Annotated in this window: 24 protein-coding genes and 2 pseudogenes; 12 read left to right on the plus strand and 14 right to left on the minus strand. The window is 68.4% G+C overall.

Annotated features, from left to right (window positions below; genetic code table 11):
- Positions 1–441: 441 nt before the first annotated feature.
- Positions 442–873, minus strand: coding sequence for a GNAT family N-acetyltransferase (locus tag ABN273_RS54230; protein WP_349457592.1), 432 nt, complete (start codon positions 871–873; stop codon positions 442–444).
- Between the two features lie 817 nt (positions 874–1,690).
- A complete protein-coding gene (yczR, locus tag ABN273_RS54235) occupies positions 1,691–3,178 on the minus strand; it encodes a MocR-like transcription factor YczR (RefSeq protein ID WP_349457593.1) in 1,488 nt (495 codons plus the stop codon).
- A gap of 189 nt (positions 3,179–3,367) precedes the next feature.
- Between yczR and ABN273_RS54240 the strand changes: the two genes are divergently transcribed.
- Together ABN273_RS54240 and yczE are read left to right on the plus strand one after the other, a co-directional pair.
- Positions 3,368–4,168 carry a glutamate racemase gene (locus tag ABN273_RS54240; protein ID WP_349457617.1) on the plus strand — a complete coding sequence of 267 codons (801 nt, stop codon included), beginning with the start codon at positions 3,368–3,370 and terminating at the stop codon, positions 4,166–4,168.
- A 119-nt stretch (positions 4,169–4,287) separates the two neighbouring features.
- Complete coding sequence (gene yczE / locus ABN273_RS54245; RefSeq protein ID WP_502911314.1) at positions 4,288–4,884, plus strand: membrane protein YczE; 597 nt, start codon at positions 4,288–4,290, stop codon at positions 4,882–4,884.
- Here yczE and ABN273_RS54250 read toward each other — a convergent pair.
- Positions 4,838–5,158, minus strand: a complete 321-nt coding sequence (locus ABN273_RS54250; RefSeq protein WP_349457595.1) for a site-specific integrase — start codon at positions 5,156–5,158, stop codon at positions 4,838–4,840. The two genes, yczE and ABN273_RS54250, sit on opposite strands and share 47 nt — an antisense overlap.
- 104 nt (positions 5,159–5,262) lie before the next feature.
- On the opposite strand from ABN273_RS54250, the gene ABN273_RS54255 reads away from it, so the two are divergent.
- Both ABN273_RS54255 and ABN273_RS54260 read left to right on the plus strand, forming a co-directional pair.
- Positions 5,263–5,796, plus strand: a complete 534-nt coding sequence (locus ABN273_RS54255; RefSeq protein WP_349457596.1) for a hypothetical protein — start codon at positions 5,263–5,265, stop codon at positions 5,794–5,796.
- A gap of 821 nt (positions 5,797–6,617) precedes the next feature.
- Entirely contained in the window at positions 6,618–7,391 is a 774-nt protein-coding gene (locus ABN273_RS54260; RefSeq protein WP_349457597.1) for a methyltransferase domain-containing protein, read from the plus strand.
- On the opposite strand, the gene ABN273_RS54265 is transcribed toward ABN273_RS54260, so the two are convergent.
- Positions 7,345–7,731 carry an MFS transporter gene (locus ABN273_RS54265; RefSeq protein ID WP_349457598.1) on the minus strand — a complete coding sequence of 129 codons (387 nt, stop codon included), beginning with the start codon at positions 7,729–7,731 and terminating at the stop codon, positions 7,345–7,347. The two genes, ABN273_RS54260 and ABN273_RS54265, sit on opposite strands and share 47 nt — an antisense overlap.
- A gap of 249 nt (positions 7,732–7,980) precedes the next feature.
- Between ABN273_RS54265 and ABN273_RS54270 the strand changes: the two genes are divergently transcribed.
- The 8 genes from ABN273_RS54270 (at position 7,981) to ABN273_RS54305 (ending at position 17,457) form a co-directional block, all read left to right on the plus strand.
- The gene (locus tag ABN273_RS54270; RefSeq protein WP_349457599.1) at positions 7,981–8,982 is read left to right on the plus strand and encodes a LacI family DNA-binding transcriptional regulator; all 1,002 of its coding nucleotides are present in this window, start codon (positions 7,981–7,983) and stop codon (positions 8,980–8,982) included.
- Positions 8,983–9,075: 93 nt separating this feature from the next.
- The gene (locus ABN273_RS54275) at positions 9,076–12,081 is read left to right on the plus strand and encodes a glycoside hydrolase family 2 TIM barrel-domain containing protein (protein WP_349457600.1); all 3,006 of its coding nucleotides are present in this window, start codon (positions 9,076–9,078) and stop codon (positions 12,079–12,081) included.
- Between the two features lie 32 nt (positions 12,082–12,113).
- Positions 12,114–13,421 (plus strand): ABC transporter substrate-binding protein, encoded by a 1,308-nt coding sequence (locus ABN273_RS54280; protein ID WP_349457601.1) that lies wholly within the window; start codon positions 12,114–12,116, stop codon positions 13,419–13,421.
- A 100-nt stretch (positions 13,422–13,521) separates the two neighbouring features.
- Positions 13,522–14,502 (plus strand): carbohydrate ABC transporter permease, encoded by a 981-nt coding sequence (locus ABN273_RS54285; RefSeq protein ID WP_349457602.1) that lies wholly within the window; start codon positions 13,522–13,524, stop codon positions 14,500–14,502.
- Positions 14,499–15,377, plus strand: a complete 879-nt coding sequence (locus tag ABN273_RS54290) for a carbohydrate ABC transporter permease (RefSeq protein ID WP_349457603.1) — start codon at positions 14,499–14,501, stop codon at positions 15,375–15,377. The genes ABN273_RS54285 and ABN273_RS54290 overlap by 4 nt, the downstream gene beginning before the upstream one ends.
- Positions 15,378–15,424: 47 nt before the next feature.
- Positions 15,425–16,924: an arabinosylfuranosidase ArfA gene (gene arfA / locus ABN273_RS54295; protein ID WP_349457604.1), complete on the plus strand. Its 1,500-nt coding sequence runs from the start codon at positions 15,425–15,427 to the stop codon at positions 16,922–16,924.
- Complete coding sequence (locus ABN273_RS54300; RefSeq protein WP_349457605.1) at positions 16,925–17,056, plus strand: transposase; 132 nt, start codon at positions 16,925–16,927, stop codon at positions 17,054–17,056.
- A gap of 215 nt (positions 17,057–17,271) precedes the next feature.
- Complete coding sequence (locus ABN273_RS54305) at positions 17,272–17,457, plus strand: hypothetical protein (protein ID WP_349457606.1); 186 nt, start codon at positions 17,272–17,274, stop codon at positions 17,455–17,457.
- Positions 17,458–17,846: 389 nt separating this feature from the next.
- Here the strand turns inward: ABN273_RS54305 and ABN273_RS54310 are convergent, their stop codons facing one another.
- The 10 genes and pseudogenes from ABN273_RS54310 to ABN273_RS54355 all read right to left on the minus strand — a co-directional run.
- A complete protein-coding gene (locus ABN273_RS54310) occupies positions 17,847–18,254 on the minus strand; it encodes a PaaI family thioesterase (RefSeq protein ID WP_349457618.1) in 408 nt (135 codons plus the stop codon).
- 355 nt (positions 18,255–18,609) lie between these two features.
- Entirely contained in the window at positions 18,610–18,999 is a 390-nt protein-coding gene (locus tag ABN273_RS54315; RefSeq protein ID WP_349457607.1) for a bacteriocin immunity protein, read from the minus strand.
- 87 nt (positions 19,000–19,086) lie between these two features.
- On the minus strand, positions 19,087–19,548 hold the full coding sequence (locus tag ABN273_RS54320) for a MarR family winged helix-turn-helix transcriptional regulator (protein ID WP_349457608.1): 462 nt from the start codon (positions 19,546–19,548) through the stop codon (positions 19,087–19,089).
- Between the two features lie 155 nt (positions 19,549–19,703).
- Entirely contained in the window at positions 19,704–20,090 is a 387-nt protein-coding gene (locus tag ABN273_RS60070) for a lipoyl protein ligase domain-containing protein (RefSeq protein ID WP_502911316.1), read from the minus strand.
- A gap of 271 nt (positions 20,091–20,361) precedes the next feature.
- The gene (locus tag ABN273_RS54330; protein WP_349457610.1) at positions 20,362–21,336 is read right to left on the minus strand and encodes an NAD(P)H-binding protein; all 975 of its coding nucleotides are present in this window, start codon (positions 21,334–21,336) and stop codon (positions 20,362–20,364) included.
- 169 nt (positions 21,337–21,505) lie between these two features.
- Positions 21,506–22,540, minus strand: a complete 1,035-nt coding sequence (locus ABN273_RS54335) for an alpha/beta fold hydrolase (protein WP_349457611.1) — start codon at positions 22,538–22,540, stop codon at positions 21,506–21,508.
- Positions 22,541–22,570: 30 nt separating this feature from the next.
- Positions 22,571–23,272, minus strand: coding sequence for an SDR family oxidoreductase (locus ABN273_RS54340; protein WP_349457612.1), 702 nt, complete (start codon positions 23,270–23,272; stop codon positions 22,571–22,573).
- A 787-nt stretch (positions 23,273–24,059) separates the two neighbouring features.
- Complete coding sequence (locus ABN273_RS54345) at positions 24,060–24,677, minus strand: TetR/AcrR family transcriptional regulator (RefSeq protein ID WP_349457613.1); 618 nt, start codon at positions 24,675–24,677, stop codon at positions 24,060–24,062.
- 66 nt (positions 24,678–24,743) lie between these two features.
- A pseudogene (locus ABN273_RS54350) lies at positions 24,744–25,622 on the minus strand (IS481 family transposase); the annotation flags it as partial.
- Positions 25,623–25,656: 34 nt separating this feature from the next.
- Positions 25,657–25,880 (minus strand): annotated as a pseudogene (locus ABN273_RS54355) (IS256 family transposase); the annotation flags it as partial.

Here is a 25,880-nt window from a genome sequence, read left to right on the forward strand (position 1 = left end):
CCGGTGTCGCTCGATGATGGCGGCGCCGACCACCTGCCCACGGATCGGCGTACGGTGCTGAACGCCCGAGGCCTGCGGGTTCCGCGACCATCGCGCGGAGCTGACCGCCGCCGGCACGGTGGGTGTACGGACCCTCCGGTCAGGACGTCGACTACTAGCAGGAGGCCGTCACGCGGCTACGCCTGCCATTCCCGCTCGTCTCCGACACCACCCCGCTGCTCGCCCGACGACTCGTCCTACCCAGCTTTGCCATCGGCGGCCTTCGTACAGGCGGCTCACACTCGTCATCCGTGGCGGCCGGATCGAGCACGTCTTCTACCCGATCTTCCCGCCCGACCGCCACGCCCAGCAGGTCCTCGACTGGCTGCACGCCCATCCGACGAGTACGCCGAGCACGCCGCGGGGCGATGTATACGCGTGGCCGGGCTCACGCTGCGGCGCTCATCCCGCATCTTTTAAGATCATCAGCTTCTGCGGGTCGGGGAACGGCACGAAGCCGACCTTGGCGTACACCTCGTGGGCGTCGACCGTGGACAGGATCACCCGCTTGAGCTTGTAGGGGGCGAGGTGATCGCGAACCACGGCGGCCAGCCAGGTGCCCAGACCTTTCCCGCGGTGGGCCTGCTCGACGTAAACATCGCAGAGCCACGCGAAGGTGGCCAGGTCAGTGACGACGCGGGCATAGCCGACCTGCTCCCCGCCGGGCCCGTAGAGGCCGAAGTTCACAGATGCGCGGATGGACTGTTCGATTGTCTCCCGGGTGCGGCCCAGAGCCCAGAACGCATCGGTCGAAAGCCAGTGGTGGACCAAGCCGACATCAAGACGATCTGAGTCCGTGTTGACTTCGTATCCATCCTCTCTGCGTGTGATCACAGAGTCGCGTGCTAGTTCTCGCATCGCAGCCCAGCCAGTCGTGAGGCTACCCAGCGGTGGCCACATGTGCATCTCAGATAGCACACGACACCTTCGGAGGTGTAGTGAGACGATTCGACCTTCGCACACATGCCAGGCCGGCCGCAGCTCAGACAGCGCTCGGGTGGACGGTGGTCTTCGGGCAACGGCATGGCTCCTCCAGGCGCAACGCTTCGCCGTGATCATCCGGTCACGTTCATCGCCCATCCTGCGCGAGAGGCTTGCATCAGAACAAGTGGCTCTTGCTGACGCTGGGCATAAGCAGAACCGATGCCTGGTCACCGCAGTGGAATGACGGCCAACAGACGACGCTTCGCGATCAAGAAGCCGGATCTGCGCCCACGGCTACCATGTCGGCACGCTGACGCTCCGGCCCCACCACCGTTCATGACCTGCTCAATGCCGAAGGCTCAGTGCCGTACGGGTCAAGGGCGCACCCTGCTCAGAGCCGTCCTCACGCGGGGCCGCGCAGTTGCGGCGTTCAGTTCGCCTGGCCCCAGCCGGTGCGCTCCGGCCGCTCGATCTGCCGGCCCGCTTCGGCGAACAACGCGTCGAACTCGGCCTCGCGCAGCGGCTGCTCGGCGGTGGGCGGCGTGCACGCAGTGGTGACGTCGAAGGCGACGAACGCGCAGCAGGCATTCTCCCGCGTGGCCAGGTCTCGTACCTGTTCTTCGACGCCGGGATCGGAGCGCAGCCGGAAGCGGATGCGGGCCCGTTCGCGCAGGAACTCACCAGGCGCAGGAGGCTGATGGCGGCAGGAACCGGCGGCGCGGTGTTCTCAGGCGACCCAATGTGGTTGTCGGTTGGTGGACGGGAGTGGGAGGCCGTCGGCGAGTGCGGTGGCCATGCGGTGCACAGCCTCGCGCAGGGTATCGGGGGGTGTTGTGTAGGGGATGCGGAGGCGTTGTTCGAAGATGCCGGGGTCGGTGGCGAAATAGGCGCCGCCCTCGATCCGCACGCCGTAGTCCAGCGAGCGCTCAGCCAGCGCCGAGGCGATGGGCTCGCCCAGGTCGACCCACAGTGACAGACCGCCGGGTGGTGACTGCCAGGTCCACTGCGGGATGTGCTCGGCGAGGGCGGCGGCCAGGGCCGTACGCTGCTCGCGCATGCGTTCCAGACGGGGCGGCAACAGTTCTACCGCCCGAGTCAGCAGGTCGAGGGCCAGGAGTTGGTCCAGGACCGAGCCGCCCAAGTCGGTGGCGATCCGCTGGGCGGCGAGCTCGGTCACCAGACGGGAGGGGGCGCGCAGCCAGCCGATGCGCAGGCCGCCCCAGTAGGTCTTGCTCATCGAGCCGATGGTGATGACCTGTCCGGCCCCGCTGGGCGTGGCGTGGGAGGCGAAGGGCGGCGGGGCGGGGACGTCGAGGGCGAGGTCGGCCAGGGTCTCGTCGATGACGAGCCAGGTGCCGGTGCGCTGAGCGGCGCGCAGGCTGCGGGCGCGTTCTTGCTCGGGCATGAGGAGACCGGTCGGGTTGTGGAAGTCGGGGATCAGGTAGGCGAGTTGGGGTACCACTTCCCGCAGGGTGGACTCGATGACCTCGATGTCCCAACCGGTGTCGGACACCGGGACTGACACGGTGCGAAGTCGGGCTCGACGCATAGCGTCCAGAGCGTTCGGGTAGGACGGATTCTCGACCATGATCCGGTCGCCAGGTGTGGACAGGAGCCCGAGGACCAGCGTGAGGGCGTGCTGGGCGCCGGAGGTCACCAGGATCTGTTCGGGCACGGTGGCCAGGCCCCGCTGGGTGAAACGCTCGGCGATGACGGCACGCAGGTCCGGCAGGCCGAAGGGGTAGTAGCCGGGCCCGTGCGTGTGCTCGGCCAGTCGAGGGGCGACGTGGCCGAGGGCGTCGACGAGCAGCTGCTCCGGCAGTGCGGGGGCGGCCCTGGCCAAGTCGATGGCGGTGTCCCGCGGGGCGAGGACCCGGGCGACGCCGGTGGGGGTACGGCCCTCGGGTAGCGCGGTCCAGGTGCCGGAGCCCTGGCGGCTGCGGGCGTAGCCGCTCTGGCGCAGCAAATCGTAGGCGGCGGTGATGGTGGGCCTGCTGGTGTTCAGGGCGGCGGCCAGTTCCCTCTCGGCGGGAAGTCTGGCGTGCAATGCGATCCGTCCGTCGAGGATCAGCGCGCTGATCGCCTGGGCCAGGTGGCGGTAGACGGGTCTGGCTCCCGCCGGGTCGGGCAGCATAGCGGCGAGCTGCCGGCTTCCCAGCGTCCGTTTGGGGCGGTCCACCCTGTCCGTGGTCCGGAACGGTATTGAGTCGGCCATGCCACTCTCCAGTGATTGGCTATGCTCTTGCGGCCAATCAATGTACAGAATCGCCGCCGGTGGCATTGAGACACGAGCACGCCGGAGGCGACTGGTATGGAGCAGGAGATGGATCGCGGGGAGTGCGAACTGCGGCACACCCATGGGGAACGCGCCGTAACGGCACGGGCACCCATCCATGGCGACCGGCTGAAGATCGCGCTCGTCGACGCCGGAATCGGACTGCTTGCGGCGGCCGCCGCGGTACGCCGTCTGCGCCCCGACGCCGATCTCGTCCTCTCCTCGGACCCCGACGGCATGCCCTGGGGACCGCGCGCGCCGCAGGACATCGCCGCCCGCGCGCTCGCCGTCGCCGAAGCAGCTGCCGCGCACCGCCCAGATGCACTGATCGTCGCGTGCAACACCGCCACTGTGCACGCCCTGCCCGCCCTGCGCGCCCGCTTCGAACCCGACGTGCCGGTCATCGGCACGGTCCCGGCGATCAAACCGGCTGCCGCAGGCGGCGGACCGGTCGCCGTCTGGGCCACGCCCGCCGTCTCCGGCAGCCCTCAGCTGCGCGGCCTCATTGACGAGTTCGCCGATGGTGTGAGCGTCACCGAGGTGCCATGCCCTGGACTCTCCGACGCCGTCGAGTACGCGGACGCGGCGGCCGCCGCCCTCGCGGTCGCCGCCGCGGCAGAGCGCACTCCGCACGACGTCAGGGCCATCGTTCTGGGCTGCACCCATTACGAACTCATCGCCGAGCGCATCCGCGCGGCTGTGCAGCAGCCTGGTATGCCACCTCTCATCCTGCACGGTTCGGCCGGCGCGGTCGCGGCCCAGGCGCTGCGTCGGATCGGCGAGCAGCCCGCCCCCGAGGCGGCTGCCGAGGGCATCCTGACCGTGATCCGCAGCGGGCGCAGCGCTGCGCTTCCAGCAGCGGCGCTGGCCTACAACGAAGGCCGACTGCTGCAGGGCCGTCAGGTCTGCGCGCTGGGGGCACGTCCTTGAGCAGCGACGCTCCATATCCCCGTCCCAACGTTCCAGAACATCCCGTCGCGACTGCCCTGGCACCGAGCACTCGCCCGTCTCCACCGCCGCTCAGCTACGTCCCTCTCGGTGAGAGTCCGTTGAGACGCCTTCCCCAACTGTTCATCGGCCTCGCCCTGTACGGATTCAGTCTTTCCGCGATGGTCCGGGCCTCGCTGGGCGTCAACCCCTGGAGCGTCCTGTACGAAGGGCTCGCCCGTCACACGTCCCTGAGTTTCGGCACGATCAGCGCCGCCCTCGGGGTTCTCGTGCTCTTGCTGTGGATTCCCCTCAAGCAAAGGCCGACGTTCGGCACCGTGGCCAACATCGTCGTCCTGGCGTACGCATCGGATCTTGGCCTCTTGCTCATCCCGCAGCACCTCGGCTTGCCGGCCCAGGTCGGCCTGCTGGTCGGGGGTGTCCTCCTCAACGGGTTTTCTGTCGCCGTCTATGTCGGGGCGCGCTTTGGACCTGGGCCTCGGGATGGGCTGATGACCGGGGCGTCCGCTGCGACCGGGCGCTCCATCCGCCTCATCCGCACCCTGATCGAGATCGCCGTGCTCGCCGTGGGCTGGCTGCTGGGAGGAAGCGTGGGCGTCGGCACTGTGCTCTACGCACTCACGGTCGGTCCGACCGCCCAGTTCTTCATGCTCAGGTTTGCCTACCGCAGTCGCGACGCTGGCGATCAGCCTCGGTAGCAAGGGTGTAGCGGCGCGCTGTCTCCAGCGAATGCCCCAGGATGTCGGCGATCATCACGACGTCGTACCCCTGACGGGCGAGCGCACGCTTGCCTGGCCCGGCGAAGTACCGGTCGACGTGCGGGGGCTTGAGCTGCCATGGCGGAAGTCCGTAGTGTTCGCACAGTTCGATGACCGACGTCGTCAAGCCGTCCAGCGTGGAGGCGGCGAGCCCGGCCGCGTCCCGCGCCCACTGGTAGCGAGATCCGCCGGAGAGCGCGCCCGCCCTTGGCACAGAAGTCTGACCGGCGCCCCACCTGGTAAGACCTGAGAGCTCCGCCCTAGCGAGAGGGATGCGGCTACTCCAGCATCGTGATCAACTTTTAGTTCAGAGAAGCCATGTCAGGTGTGCTGCCTCGGTACTACCGGCCTGAGCGGGCGGTGGCCGCTGACGCGTCGGTGTCGTGGGTGGTGGTTGATGAGGATCTCGGGCTTCATGTCGAGGCGTGCACGTATCTGGCGGGGCTGCGTGGGGCAAGGCGGGCGTTCAACACCGAGAAGACGTACGCGGGCCGGATCGCTTTGTACTTGTCGTACTGCCGGGGCTACGGCGTGGACTGGTCGAGCCCGAGCCTGGCGCAGCTGATGGCGATGATGCGCTGGCTGGTGAACGAGCCGATGCCGGCGCGCTCGCGCAGGCCGGGGGCGACGGCGCGCTACCGCAGCGAGGGCACCGCGAACGCGATTATGGGACGGTCGGGGAGTTCCTGTCGTGGTGCTGCCTGCAGGTGGATCAGGATGGTCTGCAGCCAGGCGTCTGCGCGCAACCTCGCGCTCTCGTCGGCCGAGGAGGCGAGCCCATGCAAGATGTCGGTGTATCAGCCGCCCTTTATGGCTTGCAGTCGGCGGGCGCGCTGCGCGGCGGTGGGCTGATTCTTGGGCATGATCGGCTCACGTCCCCGGCGGTCCCCCACGCCGACCGCCGGATCGTCAGGTCCGAATCCAAGGCATCAATCTGCGCGGGACCCGAAGGCCCTTGAAACCGGGAATCGGTGTCGGCGAAGGCGTGGGACCTCGACGACGGCCCGGGGCGTGCGCGGCTTGCCCGGCGCCCACCTTACTGCCTGGCCCATGCTGGCAACTAGGAGTACGACATGGCGGTCCTGTTCGCAATCGGATCGAATCTGGACGCACGTATGCTCCACGCTCCCGGAGATCAGCATGTCAGCGCCATCGACGTTCGGCTGGAACCTTTGGGCCGCCGCAGGTGCGGTCGCGATGTACCAGCCCCGCCACAGCGCGCTGCAACATCTTGCCAAAGCCGGACGCACCGCACCCGAACTGCACGCCAAGTCCCGCCAGCCTCGGCCGCTACGTCCGCCTCGGCGAGGAGACCTCCGCCCGCACCACGGCCGAACACGACCTGGCGGCCCGGCGACGCCAACGCTGAGAACTGGGTCCTACGCCACTCGGCGCGTTTTTGGCGTACTTCGACCACATTCGTTTTGTAGTGGTGCGGTGCCAAAATCTGCTCCGATCCTCACCAGTCCCGGAGACCGTCTGGTTTCATTCCATGTCGCGCTGACACAGCACGCGGAAGATCGTGAGGATGTAGGCATGAGTTCATCGCAGCCCCTCGCCGACCCCGGGTCCGAGCCGGACACACAACCTCAGGCGGGGCGGTGAATACTGCTGGCGCGGGGTCCGGCCCCCCATCACCGCACACCCCTGGGTCTGCCCCGGGTCACCGCTACTTGCTCGACAACGCCCGGGTGGAGGCGGGCGAACGGTTCACCTGGCTGGCCGAGCTGTTCGACGGTGTCACACGGGGGCACTTCGACCGGCTCGGAGTGAAGGCGGGCTGGCGCTGCTGGGAAGTCGGTGCCGGAGGCCCCAGCATTCCCAAGGCACTCGCCACGGCCGTCGGACCAACCGGTTACGTGCTGGCCACAGACATCAATCCGGCCTGGTTGGACCCGCACGGCGGGTACGAGGTGCTCCGGCACGACATCGTCGGGGACCCGCCGCCGCAGCCAGGCACGTTCGACCTGGTACACGCCCGGCTCGTGCTCGTCCACGTGCCCGACCGTGCCCGGGCGTTGGCGACGATGGTGGCGGCGCTGCGCCCCGGTGGCTGGCTATTGGTCGAGGACGCCGATACCGAGCTGCAGCCGCTGGCCTGCCTTGATGAGGTTGGCCCGGCACAGCAGCGCGCCAACCGGCTGCGGCGCGCCGTCCGGGAGTTGATGACCCGCCGCGGCGCTGACCTGCGCTACGGCCGTACGCTGCCGCGGGCGTTGCGTGCGGCCGGCCTGGTCGATGTCACGGCGGCCGGCTGCTTCCCGGTCGGCGGGGTAGCCTGCGACCGGCTGGAGACCGCGACGGTGCGCATGGTCCGCGCCGAGTTGCTCGCCGCTGGGTTGGCCAACGACGCCGAGATCGACGCGCACCTGGCCGCCATCGATGCCGGCGAGCTCGACCTCACCCTCGCGCCGCTGATCTCGGCATGGGGACGCTGCCCGGGATAGCCCGCGGCGTCCGGGCCGCGGTCAGCCACAGGCCGGTGAATACGGCGCAGGCCAGCGTCACGGCACCCGCCGCGAGGAAGGCGCTGTTGAGGCCGGATTCGAAGGAGGCGCCGCCAGTCTCCCGGGTGTGGACGATCGCCCCGAGCACCGCCACGCCGAGCACCGCGCCGATCTGCCGGGTGGTGCTGCTGACGCCCGAGGCGAGGCCGCCCTCCTGCGGGCTGACCGCCTGGATGGCGGCCCCGGTCAGCGGCGACATGGTGAGAGCGAACCCGATGCCGAGCGGGGTGACGCGGGTGAGGTCGAGTGTTGTTTCGCGCGGTGGGCCAGGGTGGCTCACCGCGTTGACCGATCCATGGGATCGGCATGGCGGGGACGTTACTGCCGTATTTCCGGGACCGTCAATGCTCCGTGCACTTCAAGTCGCGGAAACAGCCGTGACCTGCCTGCGACGCCCTCACCGTGCTCCGTAACGGCTGAATCACGGCCGCCGCACGAAGCCTTGCCCTGTTGCGACAGTCGCCCTACGCTGACGCCACATGCGTGGATCGATAAATGTTGCGGGGCGTACGTGGTGACAATGGCGGAGGTGGCAGCTCGGGCGGGAGTCACCAAGCAGACCGTCTCCAACGTGGTGTCCGGCAAGAAGGTGCGGCCGGAGACCCTGGCGAAGGTGAACAAGGCGATCGCCGAACTCGGCTACAAGCCGAACCTGGTGGCGCGCTCGCTGCGCACCGGCAGCACGTCGACGGTGGGGCTGTTCGTGCCGTCGGTGGCCAACCCGTTCTATTCGGAAGTGGTCGAAGAGGTGGAGAACCTCCTGGTCGGCCACGGATACAACCTGCTGCTCGCCACGACGCGCGACGATCCCGACTACACCCGGGCCCACCTGGAGAACCTCGCCGCGCGCTCGGTGGACGCACTGCTGGCCGCCGGGGACAACGGCGTCGATCAGCAGCTGCCGATGCTCGCCGCGGCCGACTTCCCGGTCGCGCTGTTCGCCTGGGAGGGGGACCCGCCGACCACGCTCCCGGTGGTGTCCATCGACTACCAGCACGCCGGGTTCCTGGCCGGGTGCCACCTGCGGGATCTCGGCCACCGGAACGTCGCGGTGGTCGCCGACCTCCCCGCGCACACGCCGCGCGTCGTGGGGTTGCGCCGGGCGTTCGCTGCCGACGGGCTGGACGACCGCAAGGTGTTCGCCTGCACCAGCGACGACGCCGCCGGCGGGTTCGCCGCGGCCTGCGCGGCGCTGGACGCGGATCCGGAGCTGACGGCGATCTTCGCCACCCACGACATCCTGGCCATCGGTGCCATCGAGGCGGTGGTCCGGTCCGGGCGGCGGGTCCCCGACGACGTCAGCGTCGTCGGCTTCGACGACATCGCCCAAGTCGGGCGGATCCGACCGGCGCTGACCACGGTCACCTTCCCCAAGCGCGAGATGGCCCAGCAGGCCGTGGAACTACTGCTACGAGCCGTCGACTCCGGCCAGCCGCCGACCAACGTCGTATCGCTGCTGCGCCCGACCCTGACCGTAAGGGACAGCAGCGGCCCCGCCCGGCGCGACCGCTTAGCGCCTGGCACCGCTTGACCCTGCCACGGCACACCCCATGAGCCGCCAGCGCAGTCCTTCCCAGCCGTTTCCCGCCACCACAGGGCATTCCGAGAGGAAACACCTTTACTGATGAACGGCCTCGACCCCAACGCCTACGTCGAAGACCGGTCGCCGGGCACCGGACGGCTGCGCCCGCGCGCCGCGTTCGCCTCCGACCTGCCCACGATCGCGCTCGACGGCGACTGGAGATTCCGACTGGCGTCAGGGCTGGACGACCTCACCGGGGACTTCGCCGCGCCGGACTTCGACGACACCGCCTGGGACCTGCTCGCCGTGCCGTCCTGCTGGCAGATGACCGGCCTGCCCGGCGAGCCGCGCTATGGTGCCCCGGCCTACACCAACGTCCTGTACCCGTTCCCGGTCGACCCGCCGCGGGTGCCCCGGCAGAACCCGACCGGCGAGTACCGCCGCGAATTCGACGTTCCGGACGGGTTCCCGGCATCGGCTGCGGTGCTCCGGTTCGAGGGCGTCGACTCCGCGTTCGCTGTGTGGCTCAACGGGATCCGGCTCGGCGACGGCAAGGGCAGCCGGCTGACGACCGAGTTCGACGTCTCCGCCGGTCTGCGGCCCGGCCGGAACGTACTCGCGGTCCGCGTGCACCAGTGGTCGTCCGGCAGCTACCTGGAAGACCAGGACATGTGGTGGCTGTCCGGGATCTTCCGGTCGGTGTCCGTGGCCGCCCGCGGTGTCGAGGACTTCTTCGTCCACACCGCCTACGACCACACGACAGGCTGGGGCACCCTGTCCGTAGACGTCAACGCCCCGACCCGCGTGTCCCTGTCGGTGCCCGAGCTCGGCATATCCGCCGCCGATCCGGCCGGCCCGCACGTGATCGACCGCATCGAGCCCTGGTCGGACGAGCGGCCGCGCCTGTACTCGGGGGAACTGGTTTCCGAGGCCGGGGAGCGGATTCCGCTGCGCATCGGCTTCCGCACGGTGGCCGTCGTGGACGGCGTGCTGACCGCCAACGGCCGGCCGATCTCGCTACGGGGCGTCAACCGCCACGAATGGCACCCCCTGACGGGACGTACCCTGACCGAGGACGCCATGGTGACCGACGTGCTGCTCATGAAGCAGTACAACATCAACGCGGTGCGCACCAGCCACTACCCACCCGACCACCGTTTCCTGGATCTGTGCGACGAGCACGGGCTGTGGGTGTTCTGCGAGGGCGACCTCGAGACGCACGGCTTCGAGCCGGGCGGCTGGCAGCGCAATCCCAGCGACGACCCCGCGTGGCGCGAGGCGTACCTGGACCGGGCCGCCCGGCTGGTGGAACGCGACAAGAACCACCCTTCGGTCATCGTCTGGTCGCTGGGGAACGAGTCCGGCACCGGATCGAACCTGGCGGCCGCGGCCGCGTGGGTCCGGCACCGCGACGACAGTCGTCTGATCCACTACGAGGGCGACCACGAGAGCTGCGCGTACGTCGACCTGTACTCCCGCATGTACATCGGTGTGGACGAGCTGGCCGCGGTGGGGCGCGGCCAGGAACCTCCGACAGCTGATCCGATTGACGACGCGCACCGCCGGGCCCTTCCGGCCGTGCTGTGCGAGTACGGGCACGCCATGGGCACCGGCCCCGGCGGCTTGTCCGAGTACCAGCAGGTCATCGACGCGCACCCGCGCCTGGCCGGCGGATTCATCTGGGAGTGGATCGACCACGGGATCCTCCGGCGCACCGAACAGGACGCCCCCCACTCGTTCTACGCCTACGGCGGCGACTTCGGCGAGGAGGTCCACGACGGCAATTTCGTCGCCGACGGGCTGCTCTTCCCCGACCGCACGCCGTCGCCGGGCCTGGTCGAGTACAAGAAGGTCATCGAACCGGTCCGGATCCACATCGACCCGGTGACTCGGCAGGTCAGCGTGCACAACCTGTACCACGTCCGCGACAGCGGCTACCTGGACTTCCAGTGGACCATCGAGGACGGCGGCGAGCCGGCCGGCTCCGGCGGCCTGACCGTGCCCGCGACCGCACCGGGCGCGACGACAGTCGTCGAATGGCCCGCCGACCTCGCCGCCGCCTTCGATTCGGTGCGCAAGAACGGCTCTGGCAACGAGGTGTGGCTGACCGTGACCGCGGTGCTCGCCGCCGACGAGACCTGGGCCCGGGCCGGCCACGAGATCGCCTGGGCCCAGGGGCTGGTCGTGGCTCCCGCCGCCTCGCCCGTCTCCTCCACGCCGGCGCCGGCGATCGCCCACGACGGGTACATCACACTGGGCCCCGCGCGGTTCGACGCCCGCAGCGGGGTGCTGATCCGGCTCGGCGACCTAGAGCTCGACGGGCCCAGGCTGGACATCTGGCGTGCCCCGATCGACAACGACCTGCTCAACGCCTTCGGCGAGCCGCAGATCACCGCCTGGCTCGCCGCCGGACTGAACCGGATGCGCCATGAGGTCTTGAGCGTCGAGCCCGACGCACAAGGACTCACGGTCACCGCCCGGCTCGCCGCCGTCGGGTCCTCCTCCGGGCTCGGCATGGTCTACCGCTGGACGGCCTGCGACGGACCGGACGCAGGCCAGGCCCGGCTCCGGCTGGAATGCGCCGTCACCCCTGACGGCGCATGGTCGGTGCCGCTGCCCCGGCTGGGGATCGCGATGTCGCTGCCCGGCACCGACGCCGAGGTCGAGTGGTTCGGCCTCGGTCCCGGCGAGGCGTACCGCGACTCCCGTACCGCGGCTCGCGTCGGCCGCTACCGGTCGACTGTCTCGGCGATGCAGACCCCCTATGTCCGCCCGCAGGAGAACGGCAACCGCCACCAAGTCCGCCGCATCCGGATCACGACCCCGGACGGCACCACCCTGCTCATCACGGGCGACCCGGTCATCGACCTGACCGTGCGTCCTTGGAGCACCGCAGTCCTGGCTGCCGCGGCCCACCAGCACGACCTGGTCGGCGACGGCAGACTCCATCTGTACCTCGACCACGCGCACCACGGCCTCGGCAGCGCGGCCTGCGGCCCGGGCCCGTCGGCATCGGACGTCCTTGCCGCGGTCCCGACGGTGTTCGGCGTGGAGTTCAGCACCGGCCGGTGGGCGGGCCTGGCCGCCCGCCCACCGACAGTCCAGTAAGTCAGTCCCCCGTCACGAAGGGTTTCCCTCTCATGGACAGCACCACCATACGCACCCGCAGACTCCTGGCGCTCGCCACCGCGGCGGTCATGGCATTCGGCGTCGGCGCGTGCAGCAGTGACAAGAACACCCCCGCCGCGGAATCGGGCCAGAGCGGGCCGGTGAAGATGGAGTTCTGGGGCTGGGCCCCCTACGAGAAGATCGTCGACCAGTGGAACGCCGCCCACCCGAACATCAAGGTCACCTTCAAGAAGATTCCGTCGGGCGGCAAGGGCGGCTACACCCAGATCACCAACGCGATCACCGCCGGCCAGGGCCCGTGCCTGGCCCAGATCGAGTACCAAGCCATCCCGTCGATGCTCGTGAAGAACACGGTCATGGACATCACGAAGGACGCGAGCGCCGACATGGCCAAGTACGTCCCGTCGGCCGTCTCCGCCTCCAGCATCGGCGGCAAGATCTACGGCGTCCCGGTGGACGTCGGCCCGATGGTCCTCTTCTACCGCAAGGACCTGTTCGCCAAGTACGGCATCACCAAGCCGCCGGCCACCTGGGCCGAGTACAAGGCCGACGCCGAGAAGGTCGCCGCCGCCGATCCGAGCGTGAAGTTCGGCAACGCGCCCAGCGAGGGCAACGATCTGGCGGCCTACACCCTGCAGACCGGCCAGTCCTGGTACTCGACCAGCGGAGACAGCTGGACCGTCAGCATCGACAACCCCGGCACCCGCAAGGTCGCCTCCTTCTGGCAGGACCTGAAGGACAAGGGTCTGGTGACGAAGACCGGCAACGCCTGGGACCCGCAGTTCAACAAGGCCGCCACAGCCGGCAAGGTGCTGACGTTCGTCAACGCGTCCTGGGCCGCCGGCGGCCTGAAGTCGGACCTGAAGGACCAGTCCGGCAAGTGGGCGGTCGCCCCGATGCCGACCTGGGAGGCCGGCGACGGCAAGAGCTCCAGCAACGGCGGCTCGGCCACCTCGGTGATGACCGGGTGCAAGACGCCCCGCGAAGCCGTGCAGTTCGCCGAGTTCCTGGCCAGCGACCCGCAGGCCGTGAAGGCGGGCATCACCGAAGGGCTGTACCCGGCGTCGAAGGCCGGACAGGACGACCCGTCGCTGAAGGCGGGTGACCCGTACTTCGGCGGCCAGAAGGCCGGCGAGGTGTACAAGGCCTCCGCCGCGCAGGTGCCCAGCACCTGGACCAACGGCCCGACCTATCAGCAGGTCGAGTCGGACTTCACCGGCGCCATAGGCTCCGGCACCTATCCGGACGCGGTCACCAAGGTCCAGGCCTCGACGGTCGCCGCGATCAAGAAGCTCGGACTGTCGGTGACCGACGGCTGAGGCAGCGGGACTCCAGCCGCCCCGAAGGGTTCCCGCGGCCGCCCGTACCCGGCGCCGCGGGGACCCGCTCCCTGACGACGAACCGCCCAGCGAGGTTTCCATGAGCAGTCCCAGCAGCGCCCGGACCGCGTCGCCGCCGCGGCCGGTGCCCGCGGTCACCCCCCACGTCTCCCCCGCCGGTCGGCCGCGGCGCACCGGCCGCCGTACCGCGTTGACCGCGTCGGGTTTCCTGGCGCCGTTCGCGGTGCTCTTCCTGACCATGATGGTCGCGCCGATCGGCTACGCGATCTACCAGAGCTTCTTCACCGTCCGCCGCGCCGGGCTGTTCGGCGGTACGCGGTCCACAGAGTTCACGGGACTGTCCAACTACGCCGCCGCCTTCGGCGACAACGACTTCATCGCGTCGATCATCCGGGTCATACTGCTGGGCTGCGTCCAGGTCCCGGTCATGCTCGGCCTGGCCCTCCTGCTCGCGCTCCTGCTGGACTCCCGCTCAGCCCGGCTGCGGAAGACCTACCGGCTCACGTTCTTCCTGCCCTACGCGCTGCCGGGTGCGATCGCCGCGGTGATGTGGTCCTTCCTCCTGGTGAAAGACCTCTCGCCGTTCACCGGACCGCTGTCCCACATCGGGATCGACGTCGACTTCCTGTCGCCGTCGTGGGTTCCGGTCTCGATCGGGAACATGATCACGTGGGGCTGGACCGGCTACAACATGCTGATCATCTACTCCGCGCTGCAGACGATCCCGGCCGAGGTGATGGAGGCCGCCGCGCTCGACGGCTGCACCGGATGGCGCCTGGCGTGGGCGGTGAAGATCCCGCTGGTGCGTCCCGCGCTGGTGCTGACCACGGTCTTCTCCATCATCGGGACGGCGCAGCTGTACACCGAGCCGGCGGTGCTGGTCGGCGCGCGCATCCCGGGCGTCGATCCGAAGTTCTCCCCGATCATGAACACGGCCCTGGGCATGGACATGGGCGACCAGAACCTCGCCGCCGCCCAGTCCGTCGTGCTCGCGTTGGTCACCCTCGTGCTCTCGTTCGGGTTTCTCAAGTACAACCAGCGCAAGGGAGCGATGGCATGAGCGTGATTCAGGCCGGCCGACCGACCCGACCGGCCCGCCGCGGCACCGACATCGCGAGCAAGGCCGTCGTCAACGGCATGCTGGGCCTGATGGCCCTGTACACGCTGATCCCGCTGTGGTGGCTGTTCGTCTCCGCGACCAAGGCCTCGGGCTACCTCTACACCGGTACGCCGCTGTGGTTCTCCCATTTCGACCTGGTCACCAACATCAGAAACGTGTTCAGCTTCGAGGGCGGCATCTTCTCCACCTGGCTCGCCAACAGCGCGCTGTACAGCCTCGTCGGCGCCACCGTCGGCACCCTGCTGTCCGCGATGGCCGGCTACGCGCTGTCCAAGTTCAGCTTCCGCGGCCGGGAAAGCGTGTTCAACGTCATCCTTGCCTCGGTTCTCATCCCGGCGCCGATGTTCGCCCTGCCGTTGTTCCTGCTCATGGCCAAGCTCGACATCACCAACTCCTACTGGTCGGTGCTGCTGCCCAGCTGTGTCAGCCCGTTCGGCGTCTACCTGTGCCGGATCTTCGCCGCGGCGTCCGTCCCGGACGAACTGCTGGAGGCCGCACGGCTCGACGGAGCAGGCGAACAGCGCACCTTCTTCCGGATCGCCCTGCCGCTGATGTCCCCGGCACTGGTGACCGTCTTCCTGTTCCAGTTCGTCGGCATCTGGAACAACTACCTGCTGCCCTCGCTCATGCTCAACACCCCCTCACTGCAGCCCGTCACGGTGGGCCTGGTGCAGTGGCGCTCGGAGTTCGTCAGCGGAGTGCCGCTGCTGCTGCCGATCACCGGAGCGTTCCTGTCGCTGATCCCCCTGCTCGTTGCCTTCATCAGCCTCCAGCGGTTCTGGCGCAAGGGCCTGACCGCAGGCTCCGTCAAGTAACGCGTTCGCTGCCCCACGCCCATCCTGAACTGCAAAGGACCACTGAATTGCCCCGGGCCCACATCAAGCTCGACAAGCAGGCCGTCATCGCTCCTGTCCGGCGCCGCACCTTCGGCTCGTTCGTCGAACACCTCGGCCGCTGCGTGTACACCGGGCTCTACGAGCCGGAACACCCGAGCGCGAACGACGACGGGTTCCGTATGGACGTCGTCGAACTGGTCAGAGAGCTGGGCACCAGGACCGTCCGCTACCCGGGCGGCAACTTCGTCTCCGGCTTCCGCTGGGAGGACTCGGTCGGCCCCCGCGACAAGCGCCCGGTGCGCCGCGACCTCGCCTGGCATTCGCTGGAGTCGAACCAGGTCGGCCTGGACGAGTTCGCCCGCTGGCTCAAGCTCACCGACTCCGAGATGATGCTCGCGTTGAACCTCGGTACGCGGGGCATCCTGCCCGCCCTGGACCTGCTCGAGTACGCCAACCACCCGTCCGGTACGGCGCTGTCGGACCTGCGTGTCGCCAACGGCACGCCGGAGCCGCACAACGTGCGCATGTGGTGCCTCGGCAACGAGATGGACGGACCCTGGCAGACCGGCTTCATGACGGCCGACGACTACGGCAAGCTCGCCGCCCGTACCGCCGGCGCGATGAAGACCGCCGACAAGGACCTCGAACTCGTGGTCTGCGGCTCCTCCGGCTCCTGGATGCCGACCTTCGGCGACTGGGAGCGCACGGTGCTCGAGCACACCTACGACCACGTCGACTACGTCTCCTGCCACGCCTACTACCAGGAGCTCGACGGCGACCTCGGCTCCTTCCTCGCCTCGGCGACCGACATGGACTACTTCATCGACACCGTCGTCGCGACCGCCGACCACGTGGGCTACAAGAAACGCTCCAACAAGAAGATCAACATCTCGTTCGACGAGTGGAACGTCTGGTACCAAAAGGAGCACCAGGAGTCCGACGAGGTCAACGACGAGTGGCGGCACGCCCCCCGGCAGCTGGAGGACCTCTACTCGGTGGCGGACGCCGTCGTCGTCGGCAACCTGCTGATGACGCTGCTCAAGCACAGCGACCGTGTCACCTCGGCCTCGCTCGCGCAACTGGTCAACGTGATCGCGCCGATCATGACCGAGCCCGGCGGCCCTGCCTGGCGGCAGACGACCTTCTACCCGTTCTCGATCACCAGCCGGCTTGCCGCCGGTGAGGTGATCCGCCCCGTTGTCGAGGCGCCGACCTACACGACGGCACGCCATGGCGAGGCGTCTGTCGTCGACGCCGTCGCGACCGTCGACGAGGACCGGGCCGCGGTCTTCCTCGTCAACCGCGGGCTTTCGCAGGCCACTCAGGTCACGGTCGATGTGCGCAGCCTTGGCTCCTCGCGGATTCTGGAGGCGGTCACACTCGCCGACCCGGATGCGTATGCGAAGAACACACTCACCGAGCAGAACCGCGTGACCCCGCACGCGAACCCGAGCGCGATCCTGTCCGACGGGCTGCTCAGCATCGAGCTGCCGCCGGTGTCGTGGACCGCAATTGCGCTGGGCTGAGTGACTGTCACCGCCGCCAGCATGCAAGACCGCGACGGCGCTCACCGACTGCTGGCGCTGCTGCGCGAACGGTTCTCCACGATCAGTCTCGTCTGGGCCGATGGCGGCTACGCCGGACGTCTGGTGGCCTGAGCCAAGACCGTTCTGCGGCTGACCGTGACAATCGTCAAACGTACCGACAAAACTGCCGGTTTAGTTGTCCTGCCCCGCAGGTGGGTCGTCGAGACGTGTCAAGCGCAGTGCACTCATGACGGTGGATCGGCTGGGGGTCCCTCGGCGTCGCTCCAGAGGCGGCGGCTGTACCAGCCGGGCGGACGAGTCCGCCGTTCGCGTAGTTCGGCGAGTTTGTGCTGGTCAACGTGGGCGATGAGCCGGTGCGGCCAGCAGCTCTCGCGGCGCACGTCGAGGTGGTCGTGCGGCGTGGAACCACGGTCGCCTACCTGACTTGGCAGGGCCCTGCGGACAAGGATCTGGCGGCGGCAGTGCGCGAAGGTCGCGAGGCCGTCGCTCGCGCCCTCGACCTCCTGTCCTGACCCTGTGACGAAGCGCGGGATCCGCGAAGGTAGGCTTCGGCGCTGGCGCGAGGAATCATGACCGCACAGACCACCTTCGATGAGACAACATCAGATGGACCAGATTCGGTGGGACCCTCGGGCACTCTCTAGTCTCACTCAACCTGGACCACCGCAGGCCATGAGCGGAACCTTGGACCACATTCACCGAGACAGGACAGCGGCTCATCGCACGGTTCTTGACGGCACGCTGCGAGGGGGAACCGGATCGTCGGCCGGTTCGGTGACGACGTCGACCCCGGCCGGCACCTCTCCCACCCGGCCCAATGCAGGGCAGCGCCCCCCGTGCGCCGGGGGAAGCGCACCTTCTGTCCGAAGTCGAGGGAACCGAGGACGGGTGTAGGGCGGCGTCAGCCCAGGAGGGCGTAGACCGTGGAGGCATGGGCCGCTATGTCGCCGCTTGCCTCGTCGGTGAGGGTGACGCCGGTGAAAGCCATCCGGCGGCCCAGTTTCGTGACGACGGCTTCGATCAGGACGTCGCTGCCTATCACCGCCCGCTGGAACGTCGTGGACTGCTGCACCGTGGTCATCGGCCCGTACGCGCCCCGCGCCGCCGATATGGCGATGACTGTGGCCGTGTCTGCGGCCGCCATCATTGCCTGGCCAGACAGCGCGCCTCCTTCCCTGGCCAGGGTATCGGACCAGGGCATCCGGAGGACGGCACGGTCATCTTCCACTGCCTCCACGGACAGTCCGAGCCGTAAAACCCAGGGGGCGAAGTTGGCGCTGAGGATCTTGTCCGCTTCTTCTGTGGTCATCGTCACGCGCTCATTATGTAGGCCCTCCACTCGGGTCCGTGCGATCAGCCCCGCTTCCAGTGGAGGAAAGTCAGGGGCTCTGTGCGTCTCGGCGTAGCTGGCCACAACGACGCTCGCGCAGCCAAGCCGCCCACCATTACAGGTCCCATCACCCATTGACTCCTACCGTCACGATTGCATCCGACAACGCTCATTGCCACGCATGATTCAGGTCCGCTTCGGGATTTCGGAGGAATCCGGTGTGACTTGCGGCTCGACAAGTTAGTCCGGACGGGGGGCTCATGGTCGTCCGGACTGACTTGTCGCTTTCTGCTGTCCGTTCCCAGATGATCTGTTCCAGACTCCTGGCCCTCGCTCACAACGCGATGGGGCGATACCTGAGGGCGGCTTCAACAATCTCCTCAGCTGTGGCGTCCTGTAATTCTTCCGGCGGCCAGAAGATCAGATCACTGACGCGTGGATGGAGCACATTGGCCTCGAGCAGGCGTAGGTAGTAGTCGGAGTCCGGGTTTGCCTCCATGATTCTGCGGACAATTTCGGCGAGTTCTTCCCGGGTGATGTCCGATACCTTGGGCCGCTCCGGACGGGCGGCATCCCGGGCGAGTTCCTCCAGATCCTGTGTCAGTGGAAATGAGGAGGTCCACGCTGGCGGACAGGAGAGCTGACACAGTGGCGGACAGCAGAAATCCCCAGCGATCAGGGCTCTTGCGAGAGCCTGAGCGGAGCGGTCCTGTGACGGCTTCACATCCCCGGTTGTGGAGCCCTCCTGCGAACGTCGCCGCCGGGGGTGAAACGGCGGGATAAGAGGCGGTGATGAGACCGCGTTGGTGGGCTAACCGGCGCTCGTCCTGGAGCTCTCCGGCGGCGCGATGATCTGCTGGGCGGTGTCGCTGACGCGTGTCAGCAAGCGTTTGAGTTCGGACTTCTCCTGGCTGCTCAGCTCGGCGGCCAGGTTGGTGTCCAGGGTGGCCACGTGGGTGTCGGCGCGGTCGAACAGCTCGCGTCCGGCGGCGGTGAGCCGAACCTCGATCAGGGTGCCGTGCATCGGGTGCGGGCGGCGTTCGACCAGGCCACGTTTCTCCAGCCGTCCCAGGGTGCTGTTCATGGTCTGGGGGGTGACGGCGCACTTGCGGGCCAGTTCGGCGGCGGTGATGCCGTCGTGGTCGGACAGGATCGCCATCGCGCTCTGCTGCGCCGGGGTGATCCCGTGGTCGCGCAGCACGTGTTCCTTGGCCGCCTGGGTGGTCTGCTCGGCGCGCTTGATGTAGCCCAGCAGCCGTTCGGAGTAGTGCATACCCGCAAACCTATCAGCCGTCGAACAGCAGCCAATTTGCGAAAACTCATCAGCATGCTGTTAGCTATCAGCCATCGAACAGCAGCGAGTGTCGCAAGGAGGACACCGTGCCCCACACGCCATCACCGCGCCCGCCCACCAGCGGGCCCCACCCCTCACCGGCCGACCGGCGGCGTTGGCTGGTGCTGTCGGTCGGGATGCTGGCCATGACCGCCGGATGCGCCTTCCAGTTCGGCCTGGCCTACCTGATCCCGACCCTGCGCGCCCAGGGCCTGTCGCTGGCCGAGGCCGGACTGCTGGCCGCCGCCCCGACCGCCGGGCTGCTGAGGCGAGTTTGCGGTGATCGGGGGTCCACACGCCCACCAGGCTCTCCTCTCCCGGCGGACCGCCGGGAAGCCGAGGGCGTCCAGTGCGTCGATCAGCGCCAGCTCGACACGGCGGATCAGTCCACGGGGACCGAGCTCGCGCACGTTGAGCACGAGGTAGCCGATGAGTTGGCCGGGACCGTGGTAGGTGGCATGTCCGCCGCGGTTGGTCTGCACCAGGGCGATGTGCTAGGCCGCGTCGGGCAGTTGGCCGCTCGGCGTCCGGGCGGTGTAGGGGATCATCGCAGGGTGCGTGAGCAGGAAGAGCCGGTTGGCGGCGAGGCCCTGTTTGCGCTCCTCAACCCAGCGTCCGCCTGCGCCGCAGCGTAGGGTACTTCTCCCAGGTCGACACGCTGCAACCGCCAGTGTGCAGGTTGGTTCTCCACAGATCCCGGCAACTTCACCGCTCGTCTCCTCGCTCATGACCGCAGTTCGACTGCTCGGCGGCTCAGACAGCCGCCAGCTTCTGGATGCGCGGATGGTTCTCCAGCGCCCACCGCACGGTCTTCGGCGGGCGCCCGAGCAGGGTTTCCAGCTGGTCGGTGACGCCGCGGTACCCCCCGCCGGCAACCAGCCGGGTCAGGGTCTTCAGGTGCTCCGCGATGTGCGGATACTGGGCCATGGCGCTGTCGATATAGGTCTCGTTCCAGGTTTCGACATCGTCGGGAACATAAGCGATCTTGCGTCCCAGCACGGCTCCGAAGTCCTCAGCGAACCCGTGCCCGTCCCTCAGCTCCGGACCGGTGAGCTCGTAGGACTTCGAAATGTGCGGCGCCGGGTCGGCCAGGATCTTCGCGCACACCTCCGCCACGTCGTAACCCGCGATGGGCGCGAACCGCTGGGTGCCGAAGGGCAGGCGCAGTTCCCCGTCGGCCAGCGACTCCAGTGCTAGCCAGGTCAGGATCGGGTTCTCGACGAAGAAAGCGGCCCGCACGTTGACAGTCGGGAGGCCGGACCACTCCAGCACCCGCTCGGCGACCCAATGGGCCCGCTGCTGCGGCGACCAGTCCGCGACGAGCCCGCCGAGCCACGAACGCCGTTCTTCCACCGGTGCGATCATCTTCTCGAACGTCATGAACGACTGCTCGTACTCGGAGATGTTGACGACGACCTCGATGCCGCCCTGGGCCCGCACCGCCGCGGCCATCAGGCTGACGGCGTCGGTGTAGTACGGCGACAGGCTCATGCTGAAGTAGATGCGCCGGCAGCCTTTCAGCGCGGCGGTCACATCGGCGACGTTGAGCAGGTCACCGACGAAGACCTCGGCACCGGACTGGCGGAGCGAGTGCGCGCGTTCGTCGTCCTGCCGCACGAACGTGCGCACTGGGTGCCCTTGGTCGAGCAGCATCTCGGCCGTCGTTCTGCTCACACCGCCGATTTCGCCGGCGGCTCCGGTGATCAGGATGGGATTGCGTTCTGGCATCGATGTGTCCTCTGTCTGGTTGCGGTGGGTCGGCTGTTCAGCAGGCCCAGGATGTGGTGGTCTCGGGGTGCAAGGAGTGCCCTGCACGGGGTACGACGGTCCGCTGGAAGCCGTTCGTCAACGCATGGCGTGCGTGCCGTCGCTCAGCGCGGCAGGAGCCTGCGTAGTGTCATCGGGGCGTCGAGCCGTCGACGCGGGTGAGGAAGTCGAGGAGTGCGGCGTTGACCTCGGCGGGACGCTCCTGCTGTGTCCAATGCCCGCAGCCCGGCAGCACCACCGGGCCGTGCAGTTGAGGCGCGACAGCGCTCAGCGGGTTGCCCGGCGTGCCCTGGCCGCGCAAAAGCTCGCTCAGCGAGCTGCCCCCGTCCGGGCCACGCAATGAGGTGACCATGTCACGGTCTCCCACCACGTACAGCGCGGGGACGTCGATCCCGCGCCCCCGGAAAGGCGCGAGCAGTTCGTTGTTGCGTTCGATGTTGCGGTACCAGTTGAAGGCGCCAGTGAAGGCCTGCTCGCCGTGCAGGGCGAAGTCCTCGGCGTAGGCCTGGACGTCCTCCTCCGTCAGCCAGGCCGGGAGAGCGGGCGACTGCGGCATGGCGTCCAGGAGGCCCAGCCCGTCGGGTATGACCAACGGGCGGGGCTGGCTGCCGAGCGGGTTGTCACCTGAGGCGCCGACCAGGAGGCGGCGGAAGGAGTCCGGGATGTCCTTGGCGAACTCCGCGTCGGCGACTCCCGGCTGCTGGAAGTAGACCTGGTAGAAGCCCTCGCCGTACTGGGTGCGGGTGATCGAGGGCGGGACCATCCCGCCGGGCAGGATCGGCGGAATGCTGAGCCCAGCCACGGCGCGGACCTTGTCCGGGCGCAGCATCGCCGCGGTCCAGGCAACGGGTGCGCCCCAGTCGTGCCCCACAAGGACCGCCTGCTCCTCCCCCAGCTCCTCGATCAGGGCGATCACGTCGCCGACGAGGTGGAGCAGGGTGTAGGACGTGACGTCCGGCGGCTGCTCACTGCGGGCGTAGCCACGCTGGTCAGGGGCGACGACGCGGTATCCGGCCGCCGCCAGCGGCCCGAACTGGTGACGCCAGGAGTACCAGCTCTCCGGCCAGCCGTGCAGCAGCAGGACCAGCGGTCCCTGCCCCTGCTCGGCGATGTGCAGCCTGACCCCGTTCACGTCGACGAAGCGGTGGGTGAGCGGACTTTCCACAAGGATCTCCTTGAGATCGGTGAGTGCGTGCTACTTCTTCAGCTGGGCGTACATGGCTTCCAGGTCAGCGGACAGCTGCGACTTGACCCAGCGCGTGGTGTCGTCGGCCAGCACCTCGTGTGTCCCCGCCTCGATGCCGTCGAGCGCGGCCACGGCGACATCGCGGGGGTCGGCCTTGGGTGCGTCGAGACCCGCTGTCATATCGGTGTCCACGTAGGCCACGTGGAGCCCGGTCACCACGATGCCGCGCGGCTGCAACTGCAGGCGCAGAGAGTTGGTCTGCGACCACAGGGCGGCCTTGGAGGCGCTGTAGGGCGTGCCGTCGGCCAGCCAGGACAGGGCGGAGTGGACGTTGAGGAGGTGCCCCCCGCCGTTGCGCTCGATGATCGGCGCGAAAGCCCGGGTGACCAGCAGCGGCCCGTAGAAGTTGGTCTCCAGATCCCGGCGCACGTCCTCCATCGGGGAGTCGAGGTACGAAGCGCGAACCGAGGCGCCGGCGTTGTTGATCAGGATGGTGACGTCCTGGGCCTGGTCGGCGGCGGCCGCCACGGATGCCGGGTCGGTGACCTCGAGCGCCAGCGGGACGGCATCGGGATGCGTCACAGAACGTGGGTCACGGGCCGTGGCGTACACCTTGCCGGCGCCGCGCGCGTAGAGCTCCTCGACCAGCACCTTGCCGATACCCCGGCCGCCTCCGGTGACCAAGACGTTGGCGCCCTTGATTGCTGTCATGACATGCCTCCACATGAGAAACCGATCGGTTTCCTTCACTGTAAACCGATCGGTTTCTTCATGCAAATGGGCTGCGTCAAACCATCACCATGTGAGGTTCAAACCTGGACCAAGGAGGTCAGCCGAGCGAGGAGGCGCTCATCAAGTGGATGCGTGAGCACACCGCGGCAACCGGCCATTCGTGGTTCCGGCGGACTCGGCGGGACTCCGTCCGGGTGAAGCCGACGGCGTGACAGTGACCACAGCATGCGAGCAACAGCTCCGGCAACAGAGCAGCTGCGCGCGGGCCTCGTGCCGGTGCTGCATGCCGACCGGCCGGAGGCGGTCAAGGCCGTGGCCGAGCCTGTGCCGGATGCGCGATGGGTCGTGTCTACCTATGGTGTCCTCGCGAGATCGCGGCCGCGCGCATCGGAAGCCCGCGCCGACCTGGCGTCGTCCGGCCGGGGCGACTGGGCCGGGGCGACTGGGCCGCGCGGCGTCGTGGCCGCCGACCGACCGACGCCGCCACGACTGCGGCGCGGTGCTCCACCCACGGACGGCCTGCGACACCTGAAGCAAGCCACTCCACTCCGGTATCGGTTTTCGAGGGATGCGCGCCGTGGCGGTCGGTCAGCGGCGTGACGGCGACCATCACCGCAGCGTAGGCAGCGAACAGGGCGCCGCCGGCCGCGGGGCCCGCCGCGGCCACGGAGGGAAGCAGCAGGATGGGCACCGCGAGCCCGTACACCAGCATGTCGGTGAACAGGGGGCGCGCGCCATGGTCAAGGAACGAGGGCTTCTGGGGAGGTCACCATTCCTCCTCATCCTGCATCAGGCCGGCCACGACAGCGCGGGCGATGCTCGCGGAGGCTTCGGGCGTGGGCAGGTCCTGAGGAGCGGTGGCGGCGGTGGCGGTCACGCCGCGCAGGAAGGCCATCACGGCGAACAGGACGTCTGGCGGCCGCAACCCCGCCCGTACGCCGGCACCGGACTCAAACAGCGGGATGATCAGGGCCGCCCACTCGTCGGTCTCCCGCGTTTTCTCCCGCATCCCCTCGCCGACGTCGACGGCCTGGGGGGCGACGAGTACCGAGACAACCGCAAGCGCCCGGAAGGATTCGTCCTGCGAAAGCAGGCACAGGTAGAGGGAGAGGAACCCGGCCAGCCGCTGAACGGGAGGCCGGTCCATGCAGCTCAGTTCGCTCAGCGCAGGTGCGGCGTGGCGGCGCCACCCGGCGGAGATCGCCTCCTCCAGCAGCCGGGTCTTGTCCCGGAAGTGGTGGTGCACGGCGCCGCGCGTGACGCCCGCGCGGGCGCCGATGGCCTCGTAGGTGGCCTCTTTCCAGCCCATGCCGGCGAACACCAGGATGGCGGCTTCCACCACCCGGGCACGCGTGGCCGCCGCCTCTTCAGCAGTGCGTTTCATAGATACATCGCGCGGCTTCCGGCGACACCTGAAGAAGGGCCGCTGCGCCCCCTACGCCATCGACACCTAGCTGTACTGATCGGGAAGGTTAGTGAATCGGGTTAGGGGCGCTTGGCCCCGGCACCCCGTGTGGGGCCGATGCTGGTTGTAGTAGTGCAGCCAAGATTCGAGTGCGTCGCGGCGTTCGGATTCTGACTGGTAGCAGCGGGCGTAGGCCCACCCATCGGCCATGGTCCTGTGGAATCGCTCCACTTTTCCATTCGTCTGCGGACGGTATGGGCGAGTGCGCTTCGGGCGAATTGCAAGCACCTCGCATGTCTCGCGCCATAGGCGGCTGCGGTATGCACCACCGTTGTCCGAGAGCACGCGCTGGATGATGACACCTCGCTCGGCGAACCAACTGGCGGCTCTGCGCAGAACTGCGACGGCGGTGACAGCCGTCTCGTCGTCGTGAACCTCGCTGTACGCAACTCGGGAGTGGTCATCGAGGACGGTGTGTACGTACGCGTAGCCCATCTTCGGGTCATGCCACTTGTTCTTCGGCTTGTCGGGTGTGGCTAAGCGGTTCTTCTCGCCCTGACGGCGGCCGACGTAGCGCCAGCCGCCTCCGTTCGGGATGTTCCCAAGCTTCTTCACATCGACATGCACCAGAGATCCGGGGTGCGGGTGTTCGTACCGACGGATTGGCTCACCGGTCGCGCGATCTACATGCGACAGATGATTGAGTCGTGCCTCGGTGAGGATTCGGTGCACGGTCGAGGGTGCGATGCCGAGCCGTGCGGCGAGTTGGACCGGCCCCTCTCGCAGGCGCATCCTTAGACTCACGCACCGCTTGACGACCGGCAGGGGTGTCTTGTGTGGCGAAGTCTTCGGGCGGGAAGAGCGGTCTTGCATGGACTCGCCCGCGAGGTAGCGGTCGAGCCAGCGCTTCACGGTCGGCCAGGCGGAGCAATAGTCAAGACCTGTGGATCATGAGTTCCTAGGCGGCTGTGGGGACGGGTGATTCTGTCGGGCATTCGACGAGTTTGCCGTCGATGAAGGTGGCGCCGGCGCGGACCAGGGCGACCAGGTGGGCGCCGTTGACCGCACGCCAGCGGGACTGGGCGGACTCGATCAGCTTGAAGGCCATGGCCAGGCCGGCTGCGCGGGAGCCGGGACCCTTGGTGACCTTGGTGCGGTGCCGGACAGTGGCGAAGGTCGGCT

This window comes from Nonomuraea sp. B19D2 (assembly GCF_040137845.1).
GTDB lineage: Bacteria > Actinomycetota > Actinomycetes > Streptosporangiales > Streptosporangiaceae > Nonomuraea.